The organism is Tichowtungia aerotolerans, assembly GCF_009905215.1.
Lineage (GTDB): Bacteria > Verrucomicrobiota > Kiritimatiellia > Kiritimatiellales > Tichowtungiaceae > Tichowtungia > Tichowtungia aerotolerans.
Window position 1 is genome coordinate 1,754,339 of the sequence record NZ_CP047593.1, and the last position, 24,416, is coordinate 1,778,754.

General features: G+C 53.1%; 22 protein-coding genes. 13 read left to right on the forward strand and 9 right to left on the reverse strand.

The annotated features are described in order from the left end of the window. The first annotated feature begins 39 nt into the window (after nt 1-39). The gene (locus tag GT409_RS07205) at nt 40-2,880 is read left to right on the forward strand and encodes a PAS domain S-box protein (RefSeq protein ID WP_160628394.1); all 2,841 of its coding nucleotides are present in this window, start codon (nt 40-42) and stop codon (nt 2,878-2,880) included. Between the two features lie 10 nt (nt 2,881-2,890). Here GT409_RS07205 and GT409_RS07210 read toward each other — a convergent pair whose 3' ends face one another. Together GT409_RS07210 and GT409_RS15890 are read right to left on the reverse strand one after the other, a co-directional pair. Further along, nucleotides 2,891-3,472, reverse strand: a complete 582-nt coding sequence (locus GT409_RS07210) for a thioredoxin family protein (RefSeq protein WP_160628396.1) — start codon at nt 3,470-3,472, stop codon at nt 2,891-2,893. Nucleotides 3,473-3,528: 56 nt separating this feature from the next. Beyond that, nucleotides 3,529-4,026, reverse strand: coding sequence for a LysM peptidoglycan-binding domain-containing protein (locus tag GT409_RS15890; protein WP_233231630.1), 498 nt, complete (start codon nt 4,024-4,026; stop codon nt 3,529-3,531). Nucleotides 4,027-4,326: 300 nt separating this feature from the next. Here GT409_RS15890 and ruvA point away from each other — a divergent pair, with 300 nt between their 5' ends. From ruvA to GT409_RS07240, 5 genes are read left to right on the forward strand one after another with little or no spacing between them, the layout of a single operon-like run. Beyond that, entirely contained in the window at nt 4,327-4,917 is a 591-nt protein-coding gene (ruvA, locus tag GT409_RS07220; RefSeq protein WP_160628398.1) for a Holliday junction branch migration protein RuvA, read from the forward strand. After that, the gene (ruvB, locus tag GT409_RS07225) at nt 4,917-5,927 is read left to right on the forward strand and encodes a Holliday junction branch migration DNA helicase RuvB (protein ID WP_160628400.1); all 1,011 of its coding nucleotides are present in this window, start codon (nt 4,917-4,919) and stop codon (nt 5,925-5,927) included. The genes ruvA and ruvB overlap by 1 nt, the downstream gene beginning before the upstream one ends. After that, nucleotides 5,928-6,323 (forward strand): DUF1573 domain-containing protein, encoded by a 396-nt coding sequence (locus GT409_RS07230; RefSeq protein ID WP_160628402.1) that lies wholly within the window; start codon nt 5,928-5,930, stop codon nt 6,321-6,323. Nucleotides 6,324-6,327: 4 nt separating this feature from the next. Then, entirely contained in the window at nt 6,328-7,329 is a 1,002-nt protein-coding gene (locus tag GT409_RS07235; RefSeq protein WP_160628404.1) for a tRNA dihydrouridine synthase, read from the forward strand. After that, entirely contained in the window at nt 7,329-7,562 is a 234-nt protein-coding gene (locus GT409_RS07240) for a hypothetical protein (RefSeq protein WP_160628406.1), read from the forward strand. The genes GT409_RS07235 and GT409_RS07240 overlap by 1 nt, the downstream gene beginning before the upstream one ends. A 248-nt stretch (nt 7,563-7,810) precedes the next feature. Here GT409_RS07240 and GT409_RS07245 read toward each other — a convergent pair whose 3' ends face one another. Both GT409_RS07245 and GT409_RS07250 read right to left on the reverse strand, forming a co-directional pair. After that, nucleotides 7,811-8,938 carry a 4-phosphoerythronate dehydrogenase gene (locus GT409_RS07245; protein WP_160628408.1) on the reverse strand — a complete coding sequence of 376 codons (1,128 nt, stop codon included), beginning with the start codon at nt 8,936-8,938 and terminating at the stop codon, nt 7,811-7,813. Nucleotides 8,939-9,073: 135 nt separating this feature from the next. Further along, nucleotides 9,074-9,406, reverse strand: a complete 333-nt coding sequence (locus GT409_RS07250; RefSeq protein ID WP_160628410.1) for a hypothetical protein — start codon at nt 9,404-9,406, stop codon at nt 9,074-9,076. Between the two features lie 757 nt (nt 9,407-10,163). On the opposite strand from GT409_RS07250, the gene GT409_RS07255 reads away from it, so the two are divergent. The 4 genes from GT409_RS07255 (at nt 10,164) to GT409_RS07270 (ending at nt 13,551) form a co-directional block, all read left to right on the forward strand. After that, nucleotides 10,164-11,480, forward strand: coding sequence for an ammonium transporter (locus tag GT409_RS07255; RefSeq protein WP_160628412.1), 1,317 nt, complete (start codon nt 10,164-10,166; stop codon nt 11,478-11,480). Nucleotides 11,481-11,513: 33 nt separating this feature from the next. Then, nucleotides 11,514-11,855 carry a P-II family nitrogen regulator gene (locus GT409_RS07260; protein ID WP_160628414.1) on the forward strand — a complete coding sequence of 114 codons (342 nt, stop codon included), beginning with the start codon at nt 11,514-11,516 and terminating at the stop codon, nt 11,853-11,855. 90 nt (nt 11,856-11,945) lie between these two features. Further along, the gene (locus GT409_RS07265; RefSeq protein ID WP_160628416.1) at nt 11,946-12,671 is read left to right on the forward strand and encodes a TorF family putative porin; all 726 of its coding nucleotides are present in this window, start codon (nt 11,946-11,948) and stop codon (nt 12,669-12,671) included. Nucleotides 12,672-12,771: 100 nt separating this feature from the next. Next, on the forward strand, nt 12,772-13,551 hold the full coding sequence (locus GT409_RS07270) for a TatD family hydrolase (RefSeq protein WP_160628418.1): 780 nt from the start codon (nt 12,772-12,774) through the stop codon (nt 13,549-13,551). Nucleotides 13,552-13,679: 128 nt separating this feature from the next. On the opposite strand, the gene rpsT is transcribed toward GT409_RS07270, so the two are convergent. The 4 genes from rpsT to infA form a co-directional block, all read right to left on the reverse strand. Continuing rightward, the gene (gene rpsT, locus GT409_RS07275; RefSeq protein ID WP_160628420.1) at nt 13,680-13,946 is read right to left on the reverse strand and encodes a 30S ribosomal protein S20; all 267 of its coding nucleotides are present in this window, start codon (nt 13,944-13,946) and stop codon (nt 13,680-13,682) included. Between the two features lie 25 nt (nt 13,947-13,971). Next, on the reverse strand, nt 13,972-14,178 hold the full coding sequence (rpsU, locus tag GT409_RS07280; protein ID WP_160628422.1) for a 30S ribosomal protein S21: 207 nt from the start codon (nt 14,176-14,178) through the stop codon (nt 13,972-13,974). Nucleotides 14,179-14,262: 84 nt separating this feature from the next. Then, complete coding sequence (locus GT409_RS07285) at nt 14,263-15,804, reverse strand: sodium-dependent transporter (protein WP_160628424.1); 1,542 nt, start codon at nt 15,802-15,804, stop codon at nt 14,263-14,265. Nucleotides 15,805-15,813: 9 nt separating this feature from the next. Continuing rightward, nucleotides 15,814-16,035 carry a translation initiation factor IF-1 gene (gene infA / locus GT409_RS07290; RefSeq protein WP_160628425.1) on the reverse strand — a complete coding sequence of 74 codons (222 nt, stop codon included), beginning with the start codon at nt 16,033-16,035 and terminating at the stop codon, nt 15,814-15,816. A gap of 156 nt (nt 16,036-16,191) precedes the next feature. On the opposite strand from infA, the gene gpmI reads away from it, so the two are divergent. The 3 genes from gpmI to GT409_RS07305 all read left to right on the forward strand — a co-directional run bounded on the left by gpmI (nt 16,192) and on the right by GT409_RS07305 (nt 20,577). Beyond that, nucleotides 16,192-17,838, forward strand: coding sequence for a 2,3-bisphosphoglycerate-independent phosphoglycerate mutase (gene gpmI, locus GT409_RS07295; protein ID WP_160628427.1), 1,647 nt, complete (start codon nt 16,192-16,194; stop codon nt 17,836-17,838). A gap of 195 nt (nt 17,839-18,033) precedes the next feature. Next, nucleotides 18,034-18,297, forward strand: coding sequence for a 30S ribosomal protein S15 (gene rpsO, locus GT409_RS07300; protein WP_160628429.1), 264 nt, complete (start codon nt 18,034-18,036; stop codon nt 18,295-18,297). Between the two features lie 159 nt (nt 18,298-18,456). After that, nucleotides 18,457-20,577: a polyribonucleotide nucleotidyltransferase gene (locus GT409_RS07305; RefSeq protein ID WP_160628431.1), complete on the forward strand. Its 2,121-nt coding sequence runs from the start codon at nt 18,457-18,459 to the stop codon at nt 20,575-20,577. A gap of 94 nt (nt 20,578-20,671) precedes the next feature. On the opposite strand, the gene GT409_RS07310 is transcribed toward GT409_RS07305, so the two are convergent. Next, the gene (locus GT409_RS07310) at nt 20,672-24,385 is read right to left on the reverse strand and encodes a lamin tail domain-containing protein (RefSeq protein WP_160628433.1); all 3,714 of its coding nucleotides are present in this window, start codon (nt 24,383-24,385) and stop codon (nt 20,672-20,674) included. Between the last annotated feature and the right edge of the window lie 31 nt (nt 24,386-24,416).

Consider the following 24,416-nt stretch of genomic DNA (forward strand, 5'->3'; position numbering starts at 1 on the left):
GGCGGAGATCCTGCAACCGTATTGCGGAAGAGAGGAAGTATGTTTTTTGAGATCCTGCGAAATATTGCGATCCTGCTGGCATTTTGCATGATTTACTCTCTGTTGTTTCAGTCGAGAAATCGAAGCACATTTTCGGGGCGCTGCTGGCTGGGGGTTATTTTCGGACTGGCCGGTGTACTGGCCATGCTGACTCCCACGGCGTTGTTTCCCGGCGTCTTGATTGACGGACGATCTATCTTCGTCAGTATTTCCGGGCTTTTTGGCGGTTGGGTGTCTGCGTTGATTGCTGCTGGAGTTTCAATTGTCTGCCGGATTATTCTGGGTGGCCCCGGAGCGATAGTCGGCTGCGGAATCATTCTGAGCTCTGCTTTGATTGGGACTGGATATCATTATCTTTGCCGGAGGGATTTGAGCAAGATCAGTAATTTCCAGTTCTGGCTGTTCGGGCTTTTTGTCCACTTGATCATGATTTGTATTCTGCCGGCACTTCCTTCCAATATCCGATGGGAAGTGATTCATTTGATTTCTTTTCCGGTATTATTGATTTATCCGGCCGGAACGGTGCTGGTCTGCCGATTGCTGCTGGTTCAGGATGAGCAGGCTTCTTCAAAACGAATGCTGGCTGAAAATCAGGAGAGGTTAAGCAGTATTCTGCGGGTTGTGCCGACCGGTATCGGATTGGTGAAAGATCGTGTGATTACCGATTTGAACCCTCAGGTCTGTGAAATTACCGGATATGGCTATGATGAACTGATTGGAAAAAACTCGCGAATGCTCTATCTGTCGGAGAAGGAGTATCTCAGGGTAGGCTATGAAAAACACCGGCAGATTGCAGAGCATGGAACCTGCATGCTCGAGTCTCAATGGAAACGAAAAGACGGGACTGTTTGTGATGTGTTGCTTTCAGCAACGCCGTTAAGCCCGAAGAGCCTGGTTGCTGGAATTACTTTTACAGCGCTTGATATTACGGACCGAAAGCGGGCAGAGGATGCTCTTCGGCAATCGATACATGAACTGAAGATGCATGTAGAGCAGTCGCCTCTGGCGATTGTTCGTTGGGACCTGAATTTTCTGGCAGTCGAGTGGAACAGGGCGGCCGAGCGGATTTTCGGGTTCAGTCGACGGGAGGCAATCGGGCAGCACGGTACTTTTATCATTCCAGAGAATGCAAGAACCCAGGTAGATGTGGTTTGGAACCAATTGCTGCTTAACAGTGGTGGAACTCGCAATACGAATGAAAATATAACGAAAGATGGGCGGGTTATTTTATGTGAATGGTACAACGTTCCGTTGCTCGATGATACCGGCAAGGTGTTCGGGGTTGCATCGCAGGTGATGGATGTGACTGAGCGCCGGAAAATTGAGGAAGAGTGGGATCAGTTAATGTTGGCGATTGAGCAGTCGGCCGAAATGGTTGTGATTACTGATGCCGATGCGAACATACAGTATGTCAACCGGGCGTTTGAAAAAGTGACCGGTTATCGGCGTGACGAGGTGATTGGTAAAAATCCCCGCCTGCTTCAGAGTGGAAAACAGTCCGCATTGTTCTACAGAAAAATGTGGAAAATCCTGTCCTCAGGAGATCCTTGGTCCGGTCAGTTGGTGAACAGGAAGAAAAACGGGACGATTTATACCGAAGATGCAACGATTTCTGCGGTTTGTGCAGAGGACGGAACGGTCATTAATTATGTGGCAGTTAAACGGGATGTGACACATGAACTGGATCTCGAAGATCAGCTCCGCCAGGCTCAAAAAATGGAAGCGGTCGGTCAGATGGCCGGTGGTATTGCTCACGATTTCAACAATCTGCTGCAGGTGATCGGTGGATATGCCGAGCTTTCCCTGATGGGAGTGGATGAGACCAACCCCTGCTGGACTGCTTTAAATGAAATTCAGGATGCATCTACGCGTGGTAAGTCGCTCGTCAGTCAGCTGCTGGCTTTCAGCCGCCGGCAGGTGATTCATCCGGTTGATTTGAACCTGAATGTCGTGATTGAACGTCTGCTGCAGATGATTCGCGGGCTGATAGGCGAGCACATAAGCCTGGATTTTATTGCCGGGCATAATCTGGGCACCATTCATGCAGACCATGGGCTGATTGAACAGGTTCTGATGAACCTTTGTGTGAATGCGCGTGACGCGATGCCGGATGGCGGCAAGATCATCGTGGAAACAGAAAATGTTCTGATTGATGGGGATTATGCCAACACTCACGCATGGGCGTCCCCCGGCCGTTACGTTCTTCTAAGCGTGACCGATAACGGTTCCGGCATGGATTCGCGGACCGTGGAGCATATCTTTGAGCCGTTTTTTACCACAAAAGAAGTCGGCAAGGGAACCGGGCTGGGCTTATCAACGGTCTTTGGTATCGTTAAACAACACGAAGGTCATGTGACCGTGTACAGCGAACTCGAGAAGGGGACGGTTTTTAAAATATACCTGCCGATTGTCGGACGCAAGGCGACTGAAATCAGCCGTGAAGTTCCGGGTCCGGTTTTTGGCGGGACAGAAACCATATTGATTGCTGAAGACGATGAAACGGTGTTGAAGCTGGCCGAACACTTGCTGATGGATGCTGGCTACACGGTGCTGACGGCCTGTGACGGAGAGGAAGCGATTCGGGTGTTTGAAGAGCATGCTGATGAAATTGATGCCGTGATGTTTGATGTGGTTATGCCACGTCTGGGCGGCAAGCAGGCGCTGGAGCGGATCCTGGAATTACGACCCGGCCTGCCGCATCTGTTTGCCAGCGGTTACAGCGAAAATGCAGTCCACACCAACTTCATTCAAAAACGCGGGTTGCATCTCCTCAGTAAGCCGTATCAAACCGAAACGCTTCTGCGGAAAATCCGCGAAGTGCTCGATGAGGAAAAATCCTGACCTGCTTCCGTCACCCGAAATAGCCAGGTTCGTTGCCGGGCTTCCATTTAATATTGCATCCGGTCGCGGGAAGCTGATCTTCTGTAACCGGTTGTCCGATCAGGACCGATTCAATTGCCGCTCGCAGGTTTTTTCCGGTCACCGGTTTGTCGTTGCCGGGGCGGGCGTCGTCGATTTGTCCGCGATAAACCAGTTTGCGTTCAGCATCGAACAGGTAGATGTCCGGAGTGCACGCGGCGCGGTAGGCTTTGGCTGTCTCCTGAGATTCGTCATAGAGGTACGGGAACGTGAAGCCGAGTCGCTCTGCCTGTTCCTGAAGAAAAGCGGGTGCGTCATCCGGGTAGTGCTCCGCATCATTGGCGCTGATGGCCACCATGCCAAGTCCCCGTCCCTGAAATTCGCGACCGATCGCTGACAGCTCTGACTCAACCAGTTTGACGAACGGACAGTGTGCGCACATAAAAACCACAAGCATGGCTTTTTTTTCTGAAAACTCATGAAGGGATACGGTTTGACCGGAACCGACATCCGGCAGCGCAAAGTCAGGAGCGCTTGTTCCCAGTTCCATCATGGTGGATGGTGTCAGGCTCATTGGATTCTCCTATATGTTTAATAAGTGGGTCGTCGCGATCGGTGATGAGGCGGCTGTTATTCCGGAATAAACAGCTTCTGGCCGACCGACAGGCGGTTGGGGTTTTTGATTTTGTTCGCCTCAATAATGGCTTTTGCCGTCACGTTGTACGCTTTGGCAATTGCGGAAAGAGTCTCGCCTCGCTGAACAACATGTTCATATCCGGTTGCTCCGGCAGCACCGCCGGAATAGGACGGGGCAGCCGGCGCGGCCTGTTTAATCAGCTTTTCCATTTGTGAGGAGAGCCGGGTAATCATTTCACGTTTATCTGCTTCTGTTTTGCGCTCCAGGGTCGCGTATCGGCTGTCAACATGCCGGCGCAGAGCATCCAGTTCGCTGCTGATGCGGTTGATTTCCATCTCAAGGGTTTCAATTCGTCCGGCTATGCGACGCTGGTTTTCCTGCTGAATCAGCTGATCCTCAGTCTGCTGGGTGCGCACTGCTGGAGACTGATAGGTCACGCATCCACTGAAAAGAAGGGTGGATGCCAGGGCGAAAAAAGCGGCTTTATACATTCTGAAATCTCCTTGGTTTTCGAGGTATTCTAAGGACGTCAGATCTGAAATCCAGTTTTTACCAAAATCATTTGACCTGCCGGACGGCTTTCGATACAACCTTCCGCACTATGGGACAACAACTAAGACAACGTAAAAAGCAGCGCCGCCGTGTTCTTCGCAAAAAACGTATTGCAGAACGCAACCGCGAAGCCGCTAAAAAATAAAAACGAAACCCTGTTTTCGTTTCTATCGGAACCACCTCATGAAATCCGTTTCATGGGGCTTTTCTGTTTACACACGCTTTGCTAGGCTCATCCAATGATTACTTTTTTAGACGGCATCCTTGAAGAAAAGCAGCCCGGCCGCGTCGTGGTGAACGTCGGCGGCGTCGGTTACGAAGTGGCTGTGCCGCTCAGCAGTTTCGACCGCCTGCCGCCGGAAGGTGAAAAAGCACGGGTTTTGATCTATCATCACATCACCGATGCTTCGCAGGCGTTGTTTGGATTTTCTTCCGACGAAGAGCGCCGAATGTTCACGCTGCTGCTGGGGGTGAACGGGATCGGGCCGAAAATCGCGGTTAGCGCACTTTCCGGCCTTTCAGTGCGTGAACTGAAAACGGCACTGGTCGAAAGCGACGTAAAACGCATCTCCTCCATCTCCGGGATCGGCAAAAAAACGGCCGAGCGGGTTATTGTGGAGCTGCGCGATAAATTCAGTGCCGGAGAAACACTCGAGGCACTTTCCGGAGCGGATGATGAACCGGGCGACAGCCGCCTGCGCGACGCCGCACTCGCGCTTGTATCCCTTGGTTATAAACAGGACGATGCCCGAAAAATGATTAAAAAGGTCGCTGGCGATGCAAACGCTTCTGTAGAAGATTTAATTCGCATGGCTCTAACAGGGAAGTGATGGAACACACAGTTACAACATTAAACAGGCCCGATCAGGACTTCGACATCAGGTTGCGTCCGTCGCGGTTTTCTGATTTTACCGGACAGGAAAAAATCAAGGAGCGGCTCGAGCTGTTTGTCGAGGCAGCCAAAGCGCGCGGCGATGTGCTCGATCATGCGCTGCTTTCCGGTCCGCCGGGCCTTGGTAAAACCACGCTGGCCTACATTATTGCCGATTCCATGGAGTCGAACATTAAATGCACTTCCGGTCCCGTTATCGACAAGCCGGGCGATCTGGCCGGATTGCTGACCAGCCTCGAGCGGGGCGATGTGCTGTTTATCGACGAAATCCATCGCATGCAGAAAACAGTCGAGGAATATCTTTATTCCGCGATGGAGGATTTCGTAATCGATATTGTCATCGACCAGGGTCCCAATGCCCGCTCCGTGCGGCTCAACATTGAACCGTTCACGCTGATCGGCGCAACCACCCGCAGCGGATTGCTCTCTGCGCCGATGCGGTCTCGTTTCGGGCTGCTCAACCGGCTCGATTATTATGATGCGGAAACTCTCAAAAAAATTGTAGAGCGTTCCGCCCGCATCCTGAACGTCGATATTGAACCGGATGGGGCTTTGGAGATTGCCCGTCGTTCGCGCGGCACGCCGCGTATTGCCAATAATCTGCTGCGCCGTTCCCGCGATTATGCGCAGGTCAAAGCGGATAACATCATTACTGAAGACGTCGCTTCCAGAGCGCTGGCTCTGCTGGACATTGACGACAGCGGCCTCGACGAAATGGATAAGCGAATCCTTCAAACGATGATCGAGAAATTCGGCGGCGGTCCGGTCGGCATCAGCTCGATGGCGGTCTCGGTTGGTGAAGAACCCGGCACCATTGAGGAGGTGTACGAACCGTACCTTATTCAGGAGGGATTTCTTCAGCGCACGCCGCAGGGCCGCGTCGTCCTTCCGCGCGGATTTGGTCTTTTCGGCCTCAAACCCGGAAACACTCAGCAGGAGCTTTTGTAAGTGGGTTTCAAAATTCGATATTCAATATTGGTTGTTTTGCTTTTCGCCGTTTTTCCAAACATTGGAAAAGCGGTGGATGGATACAGGCTGGTTTGTGATAAGCCGGTTTTTGATTTCGGCACAGTGGGCCAGAGTGCGGTGATCACCAATGTTTTCACGATTCGCAACGAAGGCGACCTGACTTTTCCGGTCAAATACGTTCGGACTTCCTGCGGGTGCACGAAAGGTCAGGTCGATAAGCGGATGATCGGTCCCGGGGAAACCGCCCGGGTGTCGGTGGTCTATACCGCGGCACGCCGCAAGGGTCCCCAGAAAAAGAATATCTGGATTATGGCAATGAATTCTCCCGAACCCGCCCTGGTGCTGACCATAACGGGGCTTGTGAAAGTCCCCTGATTTTATGATGCTGTCACCGGTCCAGTTTGGGAATGTCACCATTGACTTTCCGGTTGTTCTCGCGCCGATGGCGGGCTACACCGATGCTGCGTTCCGCTCCATCTGCAAGGACCACGGTGCGGGAGCCTGCTACACCGAAGTTACCAGTGCCGAAGGCATTCGCCGCGACTCTCAGAAAACGTTTCAGCTTCTGGAGGTATCCGGAATCGATCATCCGATTGCCGGACATATTTTTGGAAAATCAGTTGAGGCGATGGTCGCCGCCGCACGGTATATCGAACAGCTCGGCTGTTTCGACTGGATCGATATCAACTGCGGTTGTCCCGTGCGCAAAGTGGTTCGGCGCGGCGCGGGCGCCGCGCTGATGAAGGAGCCGCAAGAAATCGGTCAGATTGTGCGCGCCGTTAAAAAAGCAGTATCGCTCCCGGTATCCGTGAAAACCCGCATCGGATTCAGTCCGGCATTTCCGGATCATTTAACGATTGCCAAAATCATTGAGGACGCCGGAGCGGATATGATCGCCGTCCATGGGCGCCTTGCCTGCAATTTCCATAAAGGCGATGCCGATCTGGAAAAGCTGGGCGAGATCAAACAGGCTGTGAAGGTTCCAATGTTTGGAAACGGCGGCGTTTTTGCGCCGGAAGATGCTGCGGAAATGGTCCGTGTGTCAGGGGTTGACGGCGTTATGATCGGCCGCGGCGCGGTCGGCAACCCGTGGCTGTTTGAGCAGATCAAAGATCCGGCGATGCTGGGGCCGACGCTTGGCGATCGGCGGAATGTGATTGAGCAGCATTTGCAACGATTGGTTGAACTGAACATTGCGGCCGCGCCCCGCCGTAAAAACAAGTATGAGCCGGAGCAGGCGGCCTGTCTGACATTCCGTCCTCATCTGGCGCAGTATCTGAAAGGTCTTCGCGGACGGCGCGAGCTGATGCAGCATTTGAATGCAATGCATGAGGTGACAACAATTATGAATGCGGTGGATGCCGTACTGGAGCAGAATTAATGAGCGACAAAGAACGCGAGCTGGGTCCGCAGCCTCTCGATGCGATTATGGAAGAACAGGGCCTGAAAAATCATGATCTGGTGGCCGCTTCAACCGATGGGCTGACACATAAGCAGGTGAATAAAGGTCGTAAAGGCCGCCGTTTGACTCGTAATATTCAGGAGAAAATTGTTGCATCTATTTCTGTTGCAACAGGTAGCAGTTATTCGATATCCGATCTGTTCACCTACTAAATAGACTGGGTTCAAATAAAGCATAGATGCTCTCTTGGCTGTTATTGTGTGGGGGATTTCCCTATACTGATCCTCCGAGCTGGAGGTGCATCTATGCGACTGAGGGTCTATTTGGAAGATAATAAATGCCCGGAATGCGGGCGGATTGAGACGACCGAACGGATTAAACGAAATCGTTGGATTCGGTTGTTTTTTCCAAAAACGAAGCTGATGAGGTGTCGTCTTTGCCTTACGGCGTTTCTTGTTCGTTAGTCTGCTGAAACGCTGAACCCGGCCTGTCGAATTCTGTTTGTAAGTTCGTCCCGCTCTTCGGTCAGGTGGATTCGGGTATTTTTAAATTCGCGGCGAACGCCGTAATTTGCGCGCAGCCGATCAAAATGGGGGATATCCTCTTCGCTCAGCTGATCCTGTGAGATGTCGTACACTGCGGCAGCGGCTTCGGCCAGTACCTCATTGTCGGTTTTGCCGCTCGAATTAATTTTCAGTTCCGGCACGTCAACGGCAGGCAGCAGCGGTGAGGGGTCCCATACTGGCTCTTTGTGGAAGAATCGGCACGCATTTTGATAGACCTGAACAGTTCCGTTCAGTTTCCCTTCCAGCGAGTGCCCGGCAATGTGCGGTGTTGCGATATCTGCAGCGGCCAATACGTCGGCGCGGATCTGCGGTTCCGGGTCCCATACGTCGAGCACTGTGCTGGAAATCTGCCCCTTGGCTTTGGCGAGAAGCAGGGCATCGGAGTCGAGCACTTTTCCGCGCGCGGCGTTGATAAATACCGAGCCGGGCCTCATCTGTTCAAAAAAGAGGTCATCGGCCATTTTCAGTGTCGGCCACGGCTGTTCTGTGATCAGTGGAACGTGCAGTGTAATCACATCGGCCTCTGCCAGAACATGTTTCAGTGGTTGAAATCCGTTTTTGCCTTCCCGGGCCGCGCGAGGCGGGTCGTTGAGCAGTACGCGCAGCCCGAGCGCTTCCGCCCGTTTGGCAACGCGCGAGCCGACCTGTCCGACGCCGATGATTCCGATGGCTTTGTTTTTAAGTTCCAGTCCTTGACGGCTGTGCAGGTGGAGCAGGGCGGTCGTGATGTAGTCGGCGACGCTGTCGGCGTTGCAGCCGGGAGAAGCGCACCAGCCGATTTTTTGTGTTTCCAGGGTTTGGAAATCGATGTGTTCGAAGCCGGCTGTGGCGGTCCCGATAAATTGCACGGAGGAACCTGTAATCAGTTCCGGGGTGACTTTGGTTTTAGAGCGGATGATCAGTGCGTCGGCATCGATCAGATGCTGCGGGCCGATCTCTCGGTCGGGGATGACTTCGACTTCGCCCAGTGTTTCAAACGCTTCGCGTCCCAGTAAGACTGTTTCTGCAACAATGGTTTTCATTACGTCACGCTAGTTGATTTTTGAACGTTTTGAACCTCTATTTTGCAGGAATCAGGCGGTTTGCAGAAATTGGGTCGATATTCGGCATGGAAAATGAAAACGCCCCGCGTCTGCAGGGCGTTGACCTGATTATTTTTATAAGATAATCGGTGGAACGGTTGGGTCCGGCTCTTCTATTGGAGGATCGGTGGGGTCCGGCTCTTCTGTCGGAGGATCGGTGGGGTCCGGATTATCTGTCGGCGGTTCTTCTTCCATTGCTTCCAGGAAGATCCACCATTTCTGCCGGTTTTGGCGGGCAAACTGTCCCTGTTCGGAGCCTCGGTCCAGTTCATTCTGGAACTGATCCTGCTTTTTACCCTTCAGTTTGTCGAGGGTGGCATCCGATGGATCTGCCTGTGTTGCCGGGATTGCGATGAATAATCCGATCATTGTCATGATCAGCAATTTGAGTGAATTTTCACTCTTCATGGTGTATCTCCTTTCCGGGTTAGGTCTCATTGGTGAGAAGGTTATTCTCATTAGTGAGATAAATCTACCCAAAAAGTGATGTTTTTTAGGGGGTTGCTCTTCCTGGGTGGGTTTTGTTTTGTAAAAACAGAATAAATGACGGCGTAAGACGTTGGGAGGGCATCTTTTTGTTAGGGCTGTTTTCTGAAGAGTTTGGGTCCTGCTCCCCGATCTTTGAAAACCCTGTGAGAGTGGAGAGATGACGGATTGTAAGAGGTCAAGGCTGCCGCTTTTTTTTGAGTGGGTGGTTAATTTCGTCGGTTTTTAAAGCTTATAGGCGTTTTTTTCTGTATCAGCATTCTCGGTTTGTCTGGGGTTGCGCATAATTCGCTGATTTTTTATGCGTTCAGGGCGGTGCTTGCTTGTTTTAAGGTGTGGATTGAGGTGCTTTGCCAGGCTCCGGTTCGGGCTCTTTTTTTCTGTCTACTATTCTCAAGGCGCCGGCCTTTTGATCGATTGTGTTGAGCGTTCTCATTTAGATACAAAATTGATTTTTATACTAAAAAACATACACAATCGTATCTATTGTATTTTTTATAATTAAAATGTAGTTATCATATTTTGTTGTATCACGTTTATAGTAATCAGCTTACGGTTTCGGTCGTCCTTTTGGGCACAATCTGTGCTTTTAGGCGAGATGAGTTTTTTGAAGAGAGGATCAGCAAGTGAATGGGAGAAAAAACTCGCTGAGGTAAAGAAGAGAGGAAAGAGAGGTACTATGAAAAAGATAACACGTTTACTCGGTGTGCTCGCGATGCTGGCCTGTATGGCCGTCCCAGTGCATGCCGAAGAAGTGACCGCAGATGCAGTGTCTGCCGAAAGCGGATACGCGATCGACAACCTGTTTCTGTTTATTGGCGCAGTTCTGGTGATTTTTATGCAGCCGGGATTTGCGATGGTGGAGTCCGGGTTTAATGCGGCTAAAAATGCAGTCAACATTCTGTTTAAGAATGTGATGGACCTGTGTATCGGAGTGATCCTGTACTTCCTGTTTGGGTACGGTATTATGTATGGCGATCCGGTGCTCGGAGGATTCATGGGTTGGGGCGGTATGGGAATTGGTGGCATCGGTTCTGATGTAGCAGCTGGTTCGTTGACTCCGCAGTGTGACTTCCTTTTTCAGGTGGCTTTCGCCGCGACAGCCGCGACGATCGTTTCCGGCGCTGTTGCCGGGCGCCTGAAATTCTCTGCTTACCTGATTTACAGTGCTGTTCTGACCGGCCTGGTATATCCGATCAGCGGTTTCTGGAAATGGGGCGGGGGATGGCTTGACGCCATGGGCTTCTATGACTTCGCTGGTTCTCTGGTCGTGCACTCTGTCGGTGGTTTCGCCGGTCTGGCGGGTGCTATCGTTCTCGGCCCGCGCATTGGTAAGTTCGGCGCGAATGGAAAAGCGAAGGGAATGCCGGGGCATAACCTTCCGCTGGCGGCCTTGGGTGTTTTCATCCTGTGGGTGGGTTGGTACGGATTTAACCCCGGCTCTCAGCTGGCGATTGTGGGCGCTGCCAATACGGATGCTGTGATGCTGATTGCTGTGAACACGACGCTGGCCGCTGCTGCCGGTGGTATTCTCGCCATGCTGACGACTTGGTTCATCCACAAAAAACCGGATCTCACAATGGCCCTTAACGGTATCCTTGCCGGGTTGGTCGGGATTACTGCCAACTGTGATTCTGTTACCAATGTGGAGGCGATTGTGGTCGGAGTCGTTGCCGGTGTCCTCGTGACTCTCGGTGTCAAAATGCTCGATGCCCTTAAAATCGATGATCCGGTCGGGGCCTTTCCGGTTCATGGCCTCTGTGGAGTCTGGGGTGGTCTGGCCACCTGGATCTTCGGTGGACATCCGATGATCGCGCAGATTATCGGGTCGGTCGTGATTCCTGTATGGGCATTTGTCTGCATGTTCGTCCTGTTCAGTATTCTGAAGAAACTCAACGCGCTGCGCGTTTCTCCGGAAGAGGAGATGCGCGGACTGGATATCGGTGAGCATGGGGAAGAAGCCTACAGCGGCTTCCAGCTCTGGACTGTTCAGTAGGTCGATCCATTAGTAATTCAAAGGAGATAAAAAATGAAACTGATCATTGCATACCTTCAGCCCGACAGGCTCACTGCGGTGAAGCAGGCCCTGTATGAAAAGGAAGTATTCAAAATGTCTGTAACCAATGCCCTGGGCTGCGGTCAGCAGAAGGGCTACCACGAAACATATCGTGGAGCCGATATCGAAGTGAACCTGCTCAAAAAGGTGCGTGTCGAGATCGCTGTCAATGATGAATATCTTGACTGCACCATTGAGGCGGTTATTGCCGGAGCCCGCTCCGGCAACATTGGGGACGGCAAAATCTTCGTGCAGAATCTCGAGGAGTGTATCCGCATTCGAACTGGAGAAAAAGGTACCGACGCGATCGGCTGAGAACATTAAACAGGGTGCGTCCGCACGGTCTGGATGGGGGAGAGGGCCGGCGGTCGCACCCGATATGAACCGCAACAAGGAGAAATGAGTATGAGAAAAATAATGGTAATGATGACGATGGCCGTGGCCGCCGCGGTGTCCGCTCCGGCTGCTGACGTCAGCGCGTATGTTGACTTTGCCAGCGCGTATGTATTCCGCGGTGTTACGCTGAATAACGGCTTTGTGATGCAGCCGGGTCTGGAAGCCGCCGGTTTTGCAGTGCCGGAAGAATACGGGTCGGTTGCTGTTGGCATCTGGGGAAACTATGACATTGATGACGAGGACGGAGCCGGCTCTGACTTTTCTGAAATCGACTACTATGTTTCCTACAGCCTTCCGGTGGAAGCCGTGGACGTGAGTGTTGGTTACATTGAATATACGTACCCGAACGGCGGAACGGCTGATAAAGAGCTGAACCTGACCCTCGGTTCCGCACTGGGCACCAACGGCCTTTATGCTTCTTTCGGCATCAATTACGGTGTCGGCGGAGCGATTGATGACGTTTGGTACCTCCAGCCTTCCCTGGACTACGAAACAGACATCTCTGACGCACTGTCCGCTTCTGTCGGCGTAAGCGTTGGGTACGTCATTGCTGATGGCGACACCACAGGTTTCAACGATGCGACCGCTTCAGTCAGCGTGGGCTATGCTCTGAATGACAGCTGGTCTGTCAGCGCCGGCCTGACCTACATCGCTCAGCTCGACGAGGCTGTTCTCAGCGACGACGATTACGACGTTGCCGTTGTCGGTACCGTTGGGGTCGGCTGCGACTTCTAATCGAGGCGTCGGCCGAACCCGGAAGCGTCCCGCAGCGCGGGGCGCTTTTTTTGTTTTCCAAGGTTTGGAAAAGCGGTCGCGGTTCCGGTATCTTTTTTTCATGTTTTTCGATACACACGTTCATTTTGATGATTTTGCAGAAGATGGTTCGCTTGAAGCCGTTCTGGAACGCGCTGAAGTTTCCAAGGTTTGGAAAATGCTGGCCGTCGGAGGTTCCCCTGAAGCCAACGAGCTGTCCCTGAAGCTGGTCGGAGAATATCCCGGCCGTATTTTCGGATCGGCCGGTTACGACCGCCATCTGGCCGGAAGCTCCTGCGATTTCCAGAAGCTGCGCGAACAGGCCGCGCGGCCCGAAGTTGTCGCCATTGGCGAAACCGGCCTCGATTATTTTTACGAGGCTGAAAAAGCTGCTGAGCAGAAAGACTTGTTTTTCCAATGTCTGGAAACCGCGAACACCGTACGCAAGCCGGTGATTGTTCACACTCGTGATGCGGACGACGATACGCTGGGTATGCTGACCGATTTTTCCAGGGTTTGGAGAGGGGAGTCGGATCGTATCGGCGTAATTCACTGCTTTACGCGTGATGAGAAGCTGGCCAAAGCGCTGCTCGATCTCGGGTTCTGCATCAGTTTCAGCGGGATTGTCACTTTCCGCAATGCTGACCCGTTGCGCGAAGTGGCCAAAATGATTCCGCCTGACCGAATGCTGATCGAAACCGATTCGCCGTATCTGGCGCCGGTTCCGCATCGCGGCAAACGCTGCGAGCCTGCCTTTGTTGCTGATACTGCGGCGCTTTTGGCGGAATTGCGCGGTGTGTCTATTGAGGATTTGGCGATGCAGGCTGTTCAGAATGCCGTCAATTTATTTGGTGTAAATTAGCTTCAAGTGTCTGTCTGTTAAGTATTTGCATATAAATTTATCCCATACATTTAAATGTATGGGATAATCAGATATAAAAAAACCGCCCGGTGAAGGGCGGTTTTCGTATTTTCCAAGGTTTGGAAAACTTACGCTTCGAGCTTGCGAAGCGCTTCAGTCGCACGTTTTTTGCGGCGAATAGCGGTGTTCTTTGTGACAACACCGCGCTTTACGGCCTTATCCAGCACCGAGCTGTATTCGCGCACCGCAACGCCGGCGGTTTCGGCAACGCCGGCTTCCAGCGCTTCACGCGCTTTGCGCCGGGCAGATCTCACGCGGGTTTTGACCGCGAGATTGCCGATGCGACGGCCCTCGGAAGAGCGCATTCTTTTCTTAGCACTTTTAATGTTCGGCATAATTTAAACCTCAAGTTGATTTGTTTTAACGGGACATGCGGCGTTCGCGCGCTGCGCGGGAACGGGCACGAGCCTGCTTCATACGGCGTTTGTCGCCCGGTTTTTCGTAATACCGGCGTCCACGCATTTCTTTCAGAATCCCCTCGCGGTCGAGGAGCTTTTTCAGGCGACGGAGTCCTTTTTCTACGGGTTCGCCGCGGCGGAGTTTTACTTCACAAGTTGTACTGGCCATTAATGTATTCACCCCCTCGATCTGTTCGAGGTTGATTTTTCAAAAGAGCGGAGAAATTAGGGTACTGCTGTGTGTTTGTCAACATCAGGTCAGTAGATTCTCGTCTTCCGGGTGATGTTTGGTTTTGAGCTTTTCAGGCCTCCACGGAACATGGCTGAGAATGAAAGAGAGCAGTCGGGTGACGAACAGGATGCCGCCGCCGAAGAGAAGCAGGGCTTTGATTGGATAAGCGCCGTATGCCCGGGTGAAGTCCTCGAGCAGGGCGCCGACGAGCATGATCAGAAGGACGGCTGGGGTGATGACGCGAATGCAGATGTCCCAGACCGGCCAGAGGCGGATGCCGCCGGAGTTGTTGACGTGGCGACGCATGACCTGCGATTTGAGCAGCCAGCCGATCAGGATGCATTCGAGTATGCCACCGATGATCAGGGCGTAGTTGTTAATGAAGTGATCAGCAATGTCGAGAATCAGCAACCCGGCGCGGGTCGTGAACGGGATGGAGCCGATCAGTCCGAGAGAGCAGATGATGGTGGTGGCCTTTTGGCGGCTGATGACGAATTTATCGCAGATGGAGCAGCTGAAGGCTTCGGTTAGGGAAATCATGGATGAAATTCCGGCAACGATAAGGACGAGAAAGAAGAGAGCGCCGAAGAGCTGGTTGAGTATCGGGAGCTGGTTAATGGCTTCCGGATAGACCACGAAGGCGAGGCCGGGGCCGCTGGTGATGGCTTCGTCGAACGGAACTCCTTTGGCGTTTGCCATAAATCCGATGGTTCCGAAGACGGCAAAGCCGGCGATGATGGAGTAGAGGCAGTTGAGTATACAGGTGGTCAGTGCGTTGCCGGTGATGTCGGTTTTTTTCGGCAGATAACTGGCGTAGGTAATCATGATGCCGAAGCCGAGCGACAGGGTGAAGAAGATCTGTCCGAAGGCGGCGACCCAGACTTTGCGACCTTCGGCGGTGTTGAGGGCGATTTTTGAGAGATCTGCTTTGAGGTAAAACTCCCGGATGGCTTCCCGCGCACCGTCGAGTCTCAGGGACCAGCCGACGAGGATGAGCGTCAGAATGACCAGCAGCGGCATGAAAATCATGCTGGCTTTTTCAATGCCGCGGCTGACTTCGCGGTAGCAGATGGTCCAGCAGATGGCCCAGGCCCCGGCGGTTGCGGCCAGAACGGGCCACCGGATCCCGCCGAGGGTAAACGGGCTGTCACTGAGCTGGAGGAATTCACCAAAGAAGAAGCTTTGGGTGTCTGTTCCCCATCCCAGGGTCAGAGAGAGCCCGAAATAGTTGATGCACCAGCCGATGACGGCGGCATAAAAGAGGTTGATGCCGAAAAAGGCGACAACGGGCATCCACCAGCCCAGCGGCTCCCAGAGAGGGTTGATGCGCGCAAAGGCCAGCGGAGGGGAGGCTTTTTCGCGATGTCCCAGCGAATATTCGAGAATCATCAGCGGAACGCCGGCGCAGAGCAGGGCGACCAGATACGGAATCAGGAAAGCGCCGCCGCCGTTTTCATAGGCCATGTAGCTGAAGCGCCAGATGTTGCCCAGTCCAACCGCCGAACCGATCGCGGCCAGCAGAAAACCGATTTTGCTTCCCCACAAGCTTCGTTTTTCTGCCATGACTGCCTCTTAGTTGCGGTGTCGGAAGGTGATGCGTCCTTTGGTCAGGTCGTACGGAGACATTTCCACGGTAACGCGGTCTCCGACAGCAATGCGGATGAAGTATTTACGCATCTTTCCGGAAATGTGAGCCAGGATCACGTGTCCGTTTTCCAGTTTGACGTTATACATGGTGGCAGGAAGCACTTTTTCCACAACTCCCTCGAATTCGAGTACATCTTCTTTAGCCATAGAGCCTTTTCCTTGGTTTGTTTCAGAAATATCAGGCCGATGCTACACGCCGATGTTTTCAATGCAAGTTTTTGGCACTTTGAACTTTAAGGCACTACCGGAGGGCGGTACCTTTCCAGCCCACGAAAGAAACTGCCTTTAATAAGGAATACTGTTATGGAAGAGCTTAAAAAATCGACTGTTTTTGAAGGTCCGGAAGGCCCGGTAGTGCTTGTCATTATGGACGGGGTCGGAATCGGGAAAAATCCGGAAAGTGATTATGTGAAGATTGCCAGCACGCCCAATTTGGACTGGTTGCGCGAGAATGCAGTTTATACCGAAGTAAAAGCGCACGGCAAAGCTGTCGGCCTGCCGGATGACGGCGATATGGGGAATTCAGAAGTCGGCCACAACGCGATTGGATGCGGGCGCGTGTTCTCTCAAGGTGCGGCGCTGGTCGGCGATGCAATTAAAAGCGGATCAATGTTTGATGGTGCTGTCTGGAAAGAGCTGGTTGCCAATGCGGTTGAAAAAGATTCCGCATTGCATTTTATCGGGCTGTTTTCCGATGGAAACGTTCATTCGAACCTGAACCATCTGGAAGCCATGCTGAAGAAAGCCAAAGAAGAGGGTGTCAAGAAAGCCCGTATTCATGCGCTGATTGATGGCCGCGATGTTCCGCCGACCTCTGCACTGGAGTATGTCGACCGCTTTGACGCGTTTCTGGCAGAGGTCAATGACGGCACCGTTGACTACTGCATCGCCTCCGGCGGCGGCCGTATGAACATCACCATGGACCGCTACGATGCGGACTGGAGCATGGTCGAGCGCGGCTGGAATGCTCATCTGAAGGCCGAAGGCCGCACGTTTGCCTCTATGCGCGAAGCGATCGAGACCTTCCGTGCTGAAAAACCCGGCATTCTGGACCAGGACCTGCCCGCCTTTGTCATCGAACGCGACGGTGCCCCGGTTGGTCCGATTATTGACGGCGACTCGGTCATTTTCTTCAACTTCCGCGGCGACCGCTCGCTGGAGATCACCAAAGCATTTGAAGCGGACGAGCTGACCGAGTTTGATCGCGGTCCTAAACCGGATGTGATTTATGCGGGGATGATGCAGTATGACGGCGACCTCGATGTTCCGAAAAAATATCTGGTTTCCCCGCCGGCGATTGACCGCACCATGAGCGAGTACCTTTCCGCATCCGGCGTAAAACAGTTTGCCGTTTCGGAAACGCAGAAATACGGTCACGTGACCTACTTCTTCAACGGCAACAACTCCGGTAAATTTGAAACCGAAACGTGGAAAGAAATTCCTTCCGACGTCTGCCCGTTTGAAGATGCGCCGCGCATGAAAGCCGATGAAATTACGGAAGAGGTGGTTGCTGCTATTAAAAGCGGTGAATACAAATTTATTCGCCTCAACTACCCCAACGGTGACATGGTTGGGCATACCGGCGTTGTTTCCGCAGTCAGAGTTGCTGTGGAAGCTGTGGACGAAGGTGTTGGCAAAATCATGGAAGCGTTGAAGGAAGCCAACGGCATCATGGTTTGCTCTGCGGACCATGGTAACTCCGACGATATGTGCGAACTGGATAAGAAAACCTTTGAACTGAAGCTGGACGACGAAGGAAAGTGCAAGCCCAAAACCGCGCACTCCCTCAATCCGGTTCCGGCGATTGTTTTTGACCCGTCCGGAGTTTCCAACGCTCGGAAAGCGGATGTTGAGGATGCGGGAATTGCCAATCTGGCCGCGACCTGCATTACGCTCCTCGGCTACGAGCCCCCTGCGGATTACACCCCGTCGCTGGTAACCGTCGGTTAATTCCAGACTCTGGAAAAAAACCGCCGGCTTCAGCGAGAGCTGTTTCCAAACCTTGGAAAGCAGCGTTCTTCAGGCCGGTTCTTCGGGGGCAAATTTCCTGAATATTGCGGTTTACAAGGGAGGGGGCGCTCTGTATATTGCGGCGCTCAAATAGAGACAGACAAAAAAGTAAGAGTTTTATAGAAGGAGCCTACAGTGGATCAGGCAGCTACAGCGGAAATCAAAAAAGAGTACCAGAAAAATGATCGCGACACCGGTTCGGTGGAAGTGCAGGTTGCACTGCTGTCCAGCCGTATCGCAGAATTGACCGAGCACCTCAAGGTGCACAAGAAAGACCACAGCTCGCGCCGTGGCCTGATTACAATGGTCAATAAACGCCGCAAATTACTTAGTTATCTGACGAAAAAAGATGCCGCGCGCTATCAGGAATTGATCAAGCGCCTTGGCCTCCGTCGCTAAGTACACGCCACGCCAGCCCCGCACTTCTGCGGGGCTGTCTTGTTTAACGCCTGTTTCACAGGCGAGAACCGCCCCGGTTTGGGGTTTTTCCACGTTACAGAGGTTTATGCATCCGGCCTCGCTGGCTCCCGGAAGTAATGGATGCAGAAGGTAAAAGAAATGAAAGATACAGTAAAAGTAGAGTTCGAAGTCGGCGGCATGCCGATGAGCTTTGAATCCGGAGTTCTCGCCCAGCAGGCTGCTGGCGCCGTCTCCTGCCAGTTCGGCGGCAACGTCGTCTTCTCGGCGGTCACTGCCGCCAAAGAGCCGCGCGAAGGATGCGACTTCTTCCCGCTTCAGGTTGAGTACCGCGAAAAATTCTATGCCGCGGGTCGTTTCCCCGGTGGATACTTCAAACGTGAGTCCCGTCCTTCCGAACAGGAAATCCTGACCGCCCGCGTAACCGACCGTCCGATTCGTACACTTTTCCCGGAAGGGTTCTACTGCGAAGTGCAGATCAATAACATGCTGATGGCCTCTGACTGCACCCGCGAGTGCGACTTCCTCAGCATTAACGCCTCCAGTGCCGCGCTTATGCTCACCGACCTGCCGTTCGGCGGCCCGATCGGCGGCGTGCGCATCGCCCGCATCAACGGCGAATTCGTTGTCAACCCGACGCACGATGACATGCTGAAGAGTGATCTCGACCTCACTTACGTCGGTACCGCCGACAAAACCATGATGATCGAAGGCTCTGCCGAAGAAATCAGCGAAGCAGACTTCATTGCTGCGATGAAAACCGCGCACGAAGCCATTCAGCCGATTATCGCCGCTCAGTTCGAACTGCGCAAACAGCTTGGCCTGCCGGAATGGAAAGTTGAACTTCCCGCCAAAGACACTACGCTGCTCGACAAAGCACGCGAAATCGGTGCCGACAAGCTCAGCGATATCCTGATCGAAGGCGATAAGCTGAAACGTCAGAACGCAGTCAACGGCCTTAAAGCTGAAATCAAAGAACAGATGGTTGAACTCTTCCCGGAAATGACCGAGGACGAATACTTCCATGCTTTCCACGAGCTCGAAATTGAAGTGACCCGCGAAAACGTGCTCACCAAGAAGATGCGCATCGGCAAACGCGGTTTCGATAAAATTCGCGAGCTGAAAGCTCAGGTTGGCATCCTGCCGCGCGTTCATGGCTCCGCCATTTTCAACCGCGGCGAAACTCAGGCGCTTGCAACCGTCACCCTCGGCCCGAAAAAAGATTCGCAGTCGATGGACGCTGTGACCGGCGGACCGAACGAAAAAAGCTTCATGCTGCATTACAACTTCCCGCCCTACAGTGTCGGTGAGTGTGGACGCCTTGGGTTTACCGGTCGCCGCGAAATCGGTCATGGTAACCTGGCTGAACGCAGTCTCGTTCCGATCCTGCCGAAAGACTATCCCTACGCAGTGCGCGTTGTGTCCGAAATCATGGGATCCAACGGGTCTTCCTCCATGGCCTCCGCCTGTGTTGGTACGCTCGCTCTCATGGACGCGGGTGTTCCGATCAAAGCGCCGGTTGCCGGAATCTCTGTCGGCCTTTTCACTAAAGGGGAGCAGTCTGACCTCGTGATCGATATTCTCGGAACTGAAGACCACTGCGGCGACATGGATTTTAAGGTTGTTGGAACCCGCGAAGGAATTACTTCCTTCCAGGTCGACCTCAAAATTCCGGGTCTCAACTGGGACCAGGTCACCGGCGCTTTCGAAATGGCCCGCAAAGGTCGCCTCGAAATTCTCGACTTCATGCAGACCGTTATCGACGCTCCGCGCTCAGAGATGAGCGAACATGCTCCGCGCGTTGAAATGATCAAAATCGATCCGGAAAAGATCGGTGCCCTGATCGGTCCAGGCGGCAAAGTCATCCGCGGCATTACAGAAACCTACGGCGTGCAGATTGACGTTGAAGAGGACGGAACCGTCAGCATCTTCAGCAACGACGGCATTGCCATGAAAGGCGCTCTCAAAGAAGTCAACGGCATCACTGCCGAAGCTGAAATCGGTAAGCTCTACGAAGGAACCGTCAAAACCATCCGCGACTTCGGTGCCTTTGTTGAAGTGCTGCCGGGTAAAGACGGCCTCGTGCACATTTCCGAACTCGCTGACTTCCGCGTCGGTAAAGTGGAAGACATCTGCAAAGAGGGCGACACCATGTGGGTCAAGGTTCTCGATGTGGACCGCGACGGTAAAATCCGCCTCAGCCGCAAAGCGGCCATGGCAGAGATGGACGCCGAAGCCAATGAAGAAGAGACGGGCGAATAAGCTTTTTCTTTTCTCATGCAAAAGCCCTTCCGCACGCGGGAGGGCTTTTTTTGTTTTCCAAGGGATGGAAACTGCTGGAACAGGCTGAGCCCGCTTATTCTGTGAGGCTGACTTTGATCTGATAAAAACCGGATTCTCCGGTGGTGTGAAGAGTGTCGGTCCAGCTGTTGGCCGGCGCGTCTACGACGGAGATCGGCAGAAAGTCGTCATCCAGAGATGCGGCCCAAAGAATGGTGTAGGTGCGTCCGGAAACCGCGTTCCAGTTCAGCACATAGTGTCCGTTACCGTCGATTTGTGTCTCGGTGATCATAAAAAAGATATTTTTATCGGTCATGTCGGTTCCCGCGATAATTTCTGCGGCATTGATGATCCGGTCTCCGTCATCATCGGCGTCGGGGTTCACGACTTCGCAGGTTCCGACGGTACGATCTCTGGACGTGCGCGCAAGCAGGTGGGTGTCGCCAGATTCGGTCCAGAGCATGACAATGGGCGTATCGGCGTCTGAACGGATGTTTTCGAAGCTGATCTGCATCCAGCGACTGCCGTTGGACAGCTCATACAGGTTGGCGTAGTGCAGGCCGGGAAAGTTATTGGTGATACTGCTTTCCGTAGCTACGGAAAGCTGTTCCGCGGTGATGGTTCTGCCTTCATCCGGCATTTCGATTTTCCATGTGCTGTCTTCCTCCCACAGGAGAATTTCCGGGTTTGAGCGGATGGAGGCGGAGCTGTTGTACGATGTCTGCCGCCACCATTCCCCGTTTTGAAGATGCAGGAATTCGCCGGTTCCGAAACCGTAAAATTTACCGTTGATGGAGGTGCGGATGACGTCTGCGAGCTGCTGCACCTCCACGTATCCGGGGGCGCCGGAACCTTCAATGTACATGCGCCATGTTCCGGTCTGCAGATAGTTGGTGAGTGTGACGGTCGGGCGGTAGAGGGTTTCGATGGAACTGTCGGCAGTGGTCTGTTGCCAGAACTCGCCGTTGGCTAAGGCAAAGACTTGACCCTTGTTCCAGCCGCGGAAGTAGCCGTCAATTTCTGTAGGAGTCATGCCGGCGTTTCTGACAACCGTTTTGGAGACTTCGCAGGTGCCGATGAGGGCATTATAGCGGTCAAGAAAGCGTATGAACGTAGTTCCGTTTTCCGTCCATCGCCATGCGGTGACCGGAGCGGCGGAAGAGTTGACGTTTTCATAGTTAATCTGTTCCCAAACGGTTCCGTCTTCGAGTTGATAGATATTACCGTTGTGCAATCCGGAGAAGGTGCTGATAAGCATGCTCTCTGTCACGTTGATCTGTTCAACGGTAGTGTAACTGGCGACATCTTCAATAAACATCCGGTCTTTGCCCAGGACATTGGTGACCGTGACTTCCGGTTTCCAAAGTCTGGAGCTGAGTGTTTCTCCTGCCCCTCCGGTATTGCGCCAGAACTGCCCGTTGCCCAGTTTGACAATGGTGTCCGGTTGCCATCCGTAGAAATATCCGTCTATATTGGCGCTTCTGGAAACGGTCAGGTCAATCAGCTTTGTGGTTGTTCCGGCATCCCCGGATGCGAAAAAGCTGATTGTGTAGACTCCGGATGCCGGATTGTTCCAGCTGAAGACGCTGGACACGCTGTTGGTCCCTGTGGCCGGATTAAAAGATGCACTCACCGGTAGATTGGTTGCCGAAATGGTAATTTCATCTGTACGTACGGTGTTGACTGCGGTGACGATCAGGCTGAGTTCTGTGCCGGGGAAAATAAACGTATCTTCCAAGCCTTGGAACTGCGGTTTCGGACCGTGTTCTCCCGGGGTCATGCTGTTGGTGCTTGCGCCGGTGGTAATGGACCATTCCGAGGCGGTCCAAGTGGGGTTCGGTTCCAGTATATCGTTGTTTCGTACGGCCCGGCTGTCTTCATAGTCCCACTCGGTATCGGTTCCGTCGATGTCGAGTTCCCCATAGATATCCACGAGCGTTCCGGAATCATGATCCCCACCGATATATAGGAAATATACATCATCGCCGTTTCCGCTTACTGAGCTGCTTTCCTGATCCGGCGTAGTGCCGTAGGCCGCTTCAAAATCAGCAGCACTGTTGGCAATGACCCAGGTGGAAGCTGGAGCAATGGAGCCGGTCAGAGATAGGTCGCCCCAGGAGCTTCCTCCATTAACCTGTTTGCTGAGAACCCATTCATCAGCACTCAGGTCGATGGTGTTGGTCCCTGCGTTGTAGAGTTCAACAAAGCGGTATGCGTCGCCACCGTCATCGCCGGGGTCCGCAATTTCTGAAAACATGAGCCGGGGTTTTTCAAGGACGGTGATGGTAACGGTTTCGCTGTCTGATCCGTCTTTGTCTGTCGCGAAAAACGTTACCAGATATTGACCGGCCGGAGCTGCAGTGCTCCATGTGAATGTGTTGTTTGTGAAAACGGCTCCGAGCGGCAGATTTAGTGCGCTGTATGAGATGGCATCTCCATCTGAAAGATCGGACGCAGAGATGGGGAAGGAGATGGTCCCGCCTTCCATTCCTCCCTGGTTTCCGATGACACTGAGCACCGGCGGCACATGATAGGCTGCGCCGGGATCCATATCGTTTGTTGTTGCTCCGCCGACAATCGTCCACTCGGAGGCGATCCATGTTGCGGCCGGTCCTGTTGCCGAATGGTTACGGACGGCTCGGCTGTCGGTGTATTCCCATTGGGTGTCAGTTCCGTCGGTGTCGAACTCACCGTAAATATCCATGAGTGTTCCGGACGAATGATCTCCGCCGGAATAAAGGAAATAGGCATCATCCCCGGTTCCGCTGATATCGTTGTCGGACTGGTCCGGCGCAACTCCGTATGCTTCCTGGAATTTGGAAGAGCTGTATGCAACCACCCATGTTCCGCCGGCAGGGAGGGTTCCCGAGAGCGCCACATCGTTCCACGAATCTCCGTTTACCTGTTTGCTCAGAGTCCATCTGCCGGCATTCAGATCGACCGTTTCATTTCCTGCATTATAGATTTCCACAAAGCGGTAATCGCCGCCGCCGGTTCCGGCAGGGTCGGCCACCTCGGTGATCATCAGTATGGGTCGTTCTGAGACCGTAATGGAAATGGTTTTGCTGTCTGATCCGTCTTTGTCGGTTGCAAAAAAGGTGACGGAATAGACTCCGGCCGGTGCGGCGACCGCCCAGTTGAAGGTATTAGAGACCGTGCCGGCGTTTGTGGCCGTGTTAAACCCCGAGCCGGGCGGCAGGTTGCTTGCGGAAAGAGTGATGAGATCATTGTCTGTATCGGTGGCCCAGACCGGGACGCTCAGTGAATTGCTGATTGCAATTGAAATGTCTGAGAGCGAGGACAGTACCGGCGGAATGTTTGTCGGCGAAGGGCCGTTGTCTTCTGCGGAGACGTCATCAATATACAGATATCCCGAACCGCTTTTTTGAAACCTGACATAAATCGTTTCAGGGGAGGAGAGCGTGATGATGTGTTCATTCCACTGTTCGGTGTTTCCGGAAAACGGACTGCCGGTAACAGCTGTCCACGGTCCGGAGATGCCGGGTGATGTTTCAATGATAATATCTGGATCGGCGGAGGTGGTGTATGTCCAGCAGGTCAGGACCTGTGCATTGGTGAGCGGAGGAGTGATCAGATAATCCGTGGCGGCACTCAGGTAGACGCTGTTGGTTCCCTCATGAGCATATGCGGTTTTTTGATCTGCAGAGTTCTGAGTCCATCCGGAGGGCGGAAAGGTTTCTTCAAAGGATTCCTTCAGAATTATTTCCGCCGAAACACCGCCGCCGAGAACAACAGCGATGAACAGCAGGGGGTGAAGCCTTTTCTTCATATGTTTCCAAATATTGGAACTTTTTCTCAAA

Coding starts and splice junctions, on each gene's coding strand:
- rpsT (WP_160628420.1), bottom strand. CDS start 13,946: ATGCCGAACATTAAAAGTGCTAAGAAAAGAATGCGCTCTTCCGAGGGC.
- GT409_RS07255 (WP_160628412.1), top strand. CDS start 10,164: ATGAAAAAGATAACACGTTTACTCGGTGTGCTCGCGATGCTGGCCTGT.
- rpsU (WP_160628422.1), bottom strand. CDS start 14,178: ATGGCCAGTACAACTTGTGAAGTAAAACTCCGCCGCGGCGAACCCGTA.
- GT409_RS07250 (WP_160628410.1), bottom strand. CDS start 9,406: ATGAAGAGTGAAAATTCACTCAAATTGCTGATCATGACAATGATCGGA.
- GT409_RS07270 (WP_160628418.1), top strand. CDS start 12,772: ATGTTTTTCGATACACACGTTCATTTTGATGATTTTGCAGAAGATGGT.
- GT409_RS07245 (WP_160628408.1), bottom strand. CDS start 8,938: ATGAAAACCATTGTTGCAGAAACAGTCTTACTGGGACGCGAAGCGTTT.
- GT409_RS07265 (WP_160628416.1), top strand. CDS start 11,946: ATGAGAAAAATAATGGTAATGATGACGATGGCCGTGGCCGCCGCGGTG.
- GT409_RS07240 (WP_160628406.1), top strand. CDS start 7,329: ATGAGCGACAAAGAACGCGAGCTGGGTCCGCAGCCTCTCGATGCGATT.
- GT409_RS07310 (WP_160628433.1), bottom strand. CDS start 24,385: ATGAAGAAAAGGCTTCACCCCCTGCTGTTCATCGCTGTTGTTCTCGGC.
- GT409_RS07235 (WP_160628404.1), top strand. CDS start 6,328: ATGATGCTGTCACCGGTCCAGTTTGGGAATGTCACCATTGACTTTCCG.
- GT409_RS07210 (WP_160628396.1), bottom strand. CDS start 3,472: ATGAGCCTGACACCATCCACCATGATGGAACTGGGAACAAGCGCTCCT.
- ruvA (WP_160628398.1), top strand. CDS start 4,327: ATGATTACTTTTTTAGACGGCATCCTTGAAGAAAAGCAGCCCGGCCGC.
- GT409_RS07260 (WP_160628414.1), top strand. CDS start 11,514: ATGAAACTGATCATTGCATACCTTCAGCCCGACAGGCTCACTGCGGTG.
- GT409_RS07305 (WP_160628431.1), top strand. CDS start 18,457: ATGAAAGATACAGTAAAAGTAGAGTTCGAAGTCGGCGGCATGCCGATG.
- GT409_RS15890 (WP_233231630.1), bottom strand. CDS start 4,026: ATGTATAAAGCCGCTTTTTTCGCCCTGGCATCCACCCTTCTTTTCAGT.
- infA (WP_160628425.1), bottom strand. CDS start 16,035: ATGGCTAAAGAAGATGTACTCGAATTCGAGGGAGTTGTGGAAAAAGTG.
- gpmI (WP_160628427.1), top strand. CDS start 16,192: ATGGAAGAGCTTAAAAAATCGACTGTTTTTGAAGGTCCGGAAGGCCCG.
- ruvB (WP_160628400.1), top strand. CDS start 4,917: ATGGAACACACAGTTACAACATTAAACAGGCCCGATCAGGACTTCGAC.
- GT409_RS07285 (WP_160628424.1), bottom strand. CDS start 15,804: ATGGCAGAAAAACGAAGCTTGTGGGGAAGCAAAATCGGTTTTCTGCTG.
- GT409_RS07205 (WP_160628394.1), top strand. CDS start 40: ATGTTTTTTGAGATCCTGCGAAATATTGCGATCCTGCTGGCATTTTGC.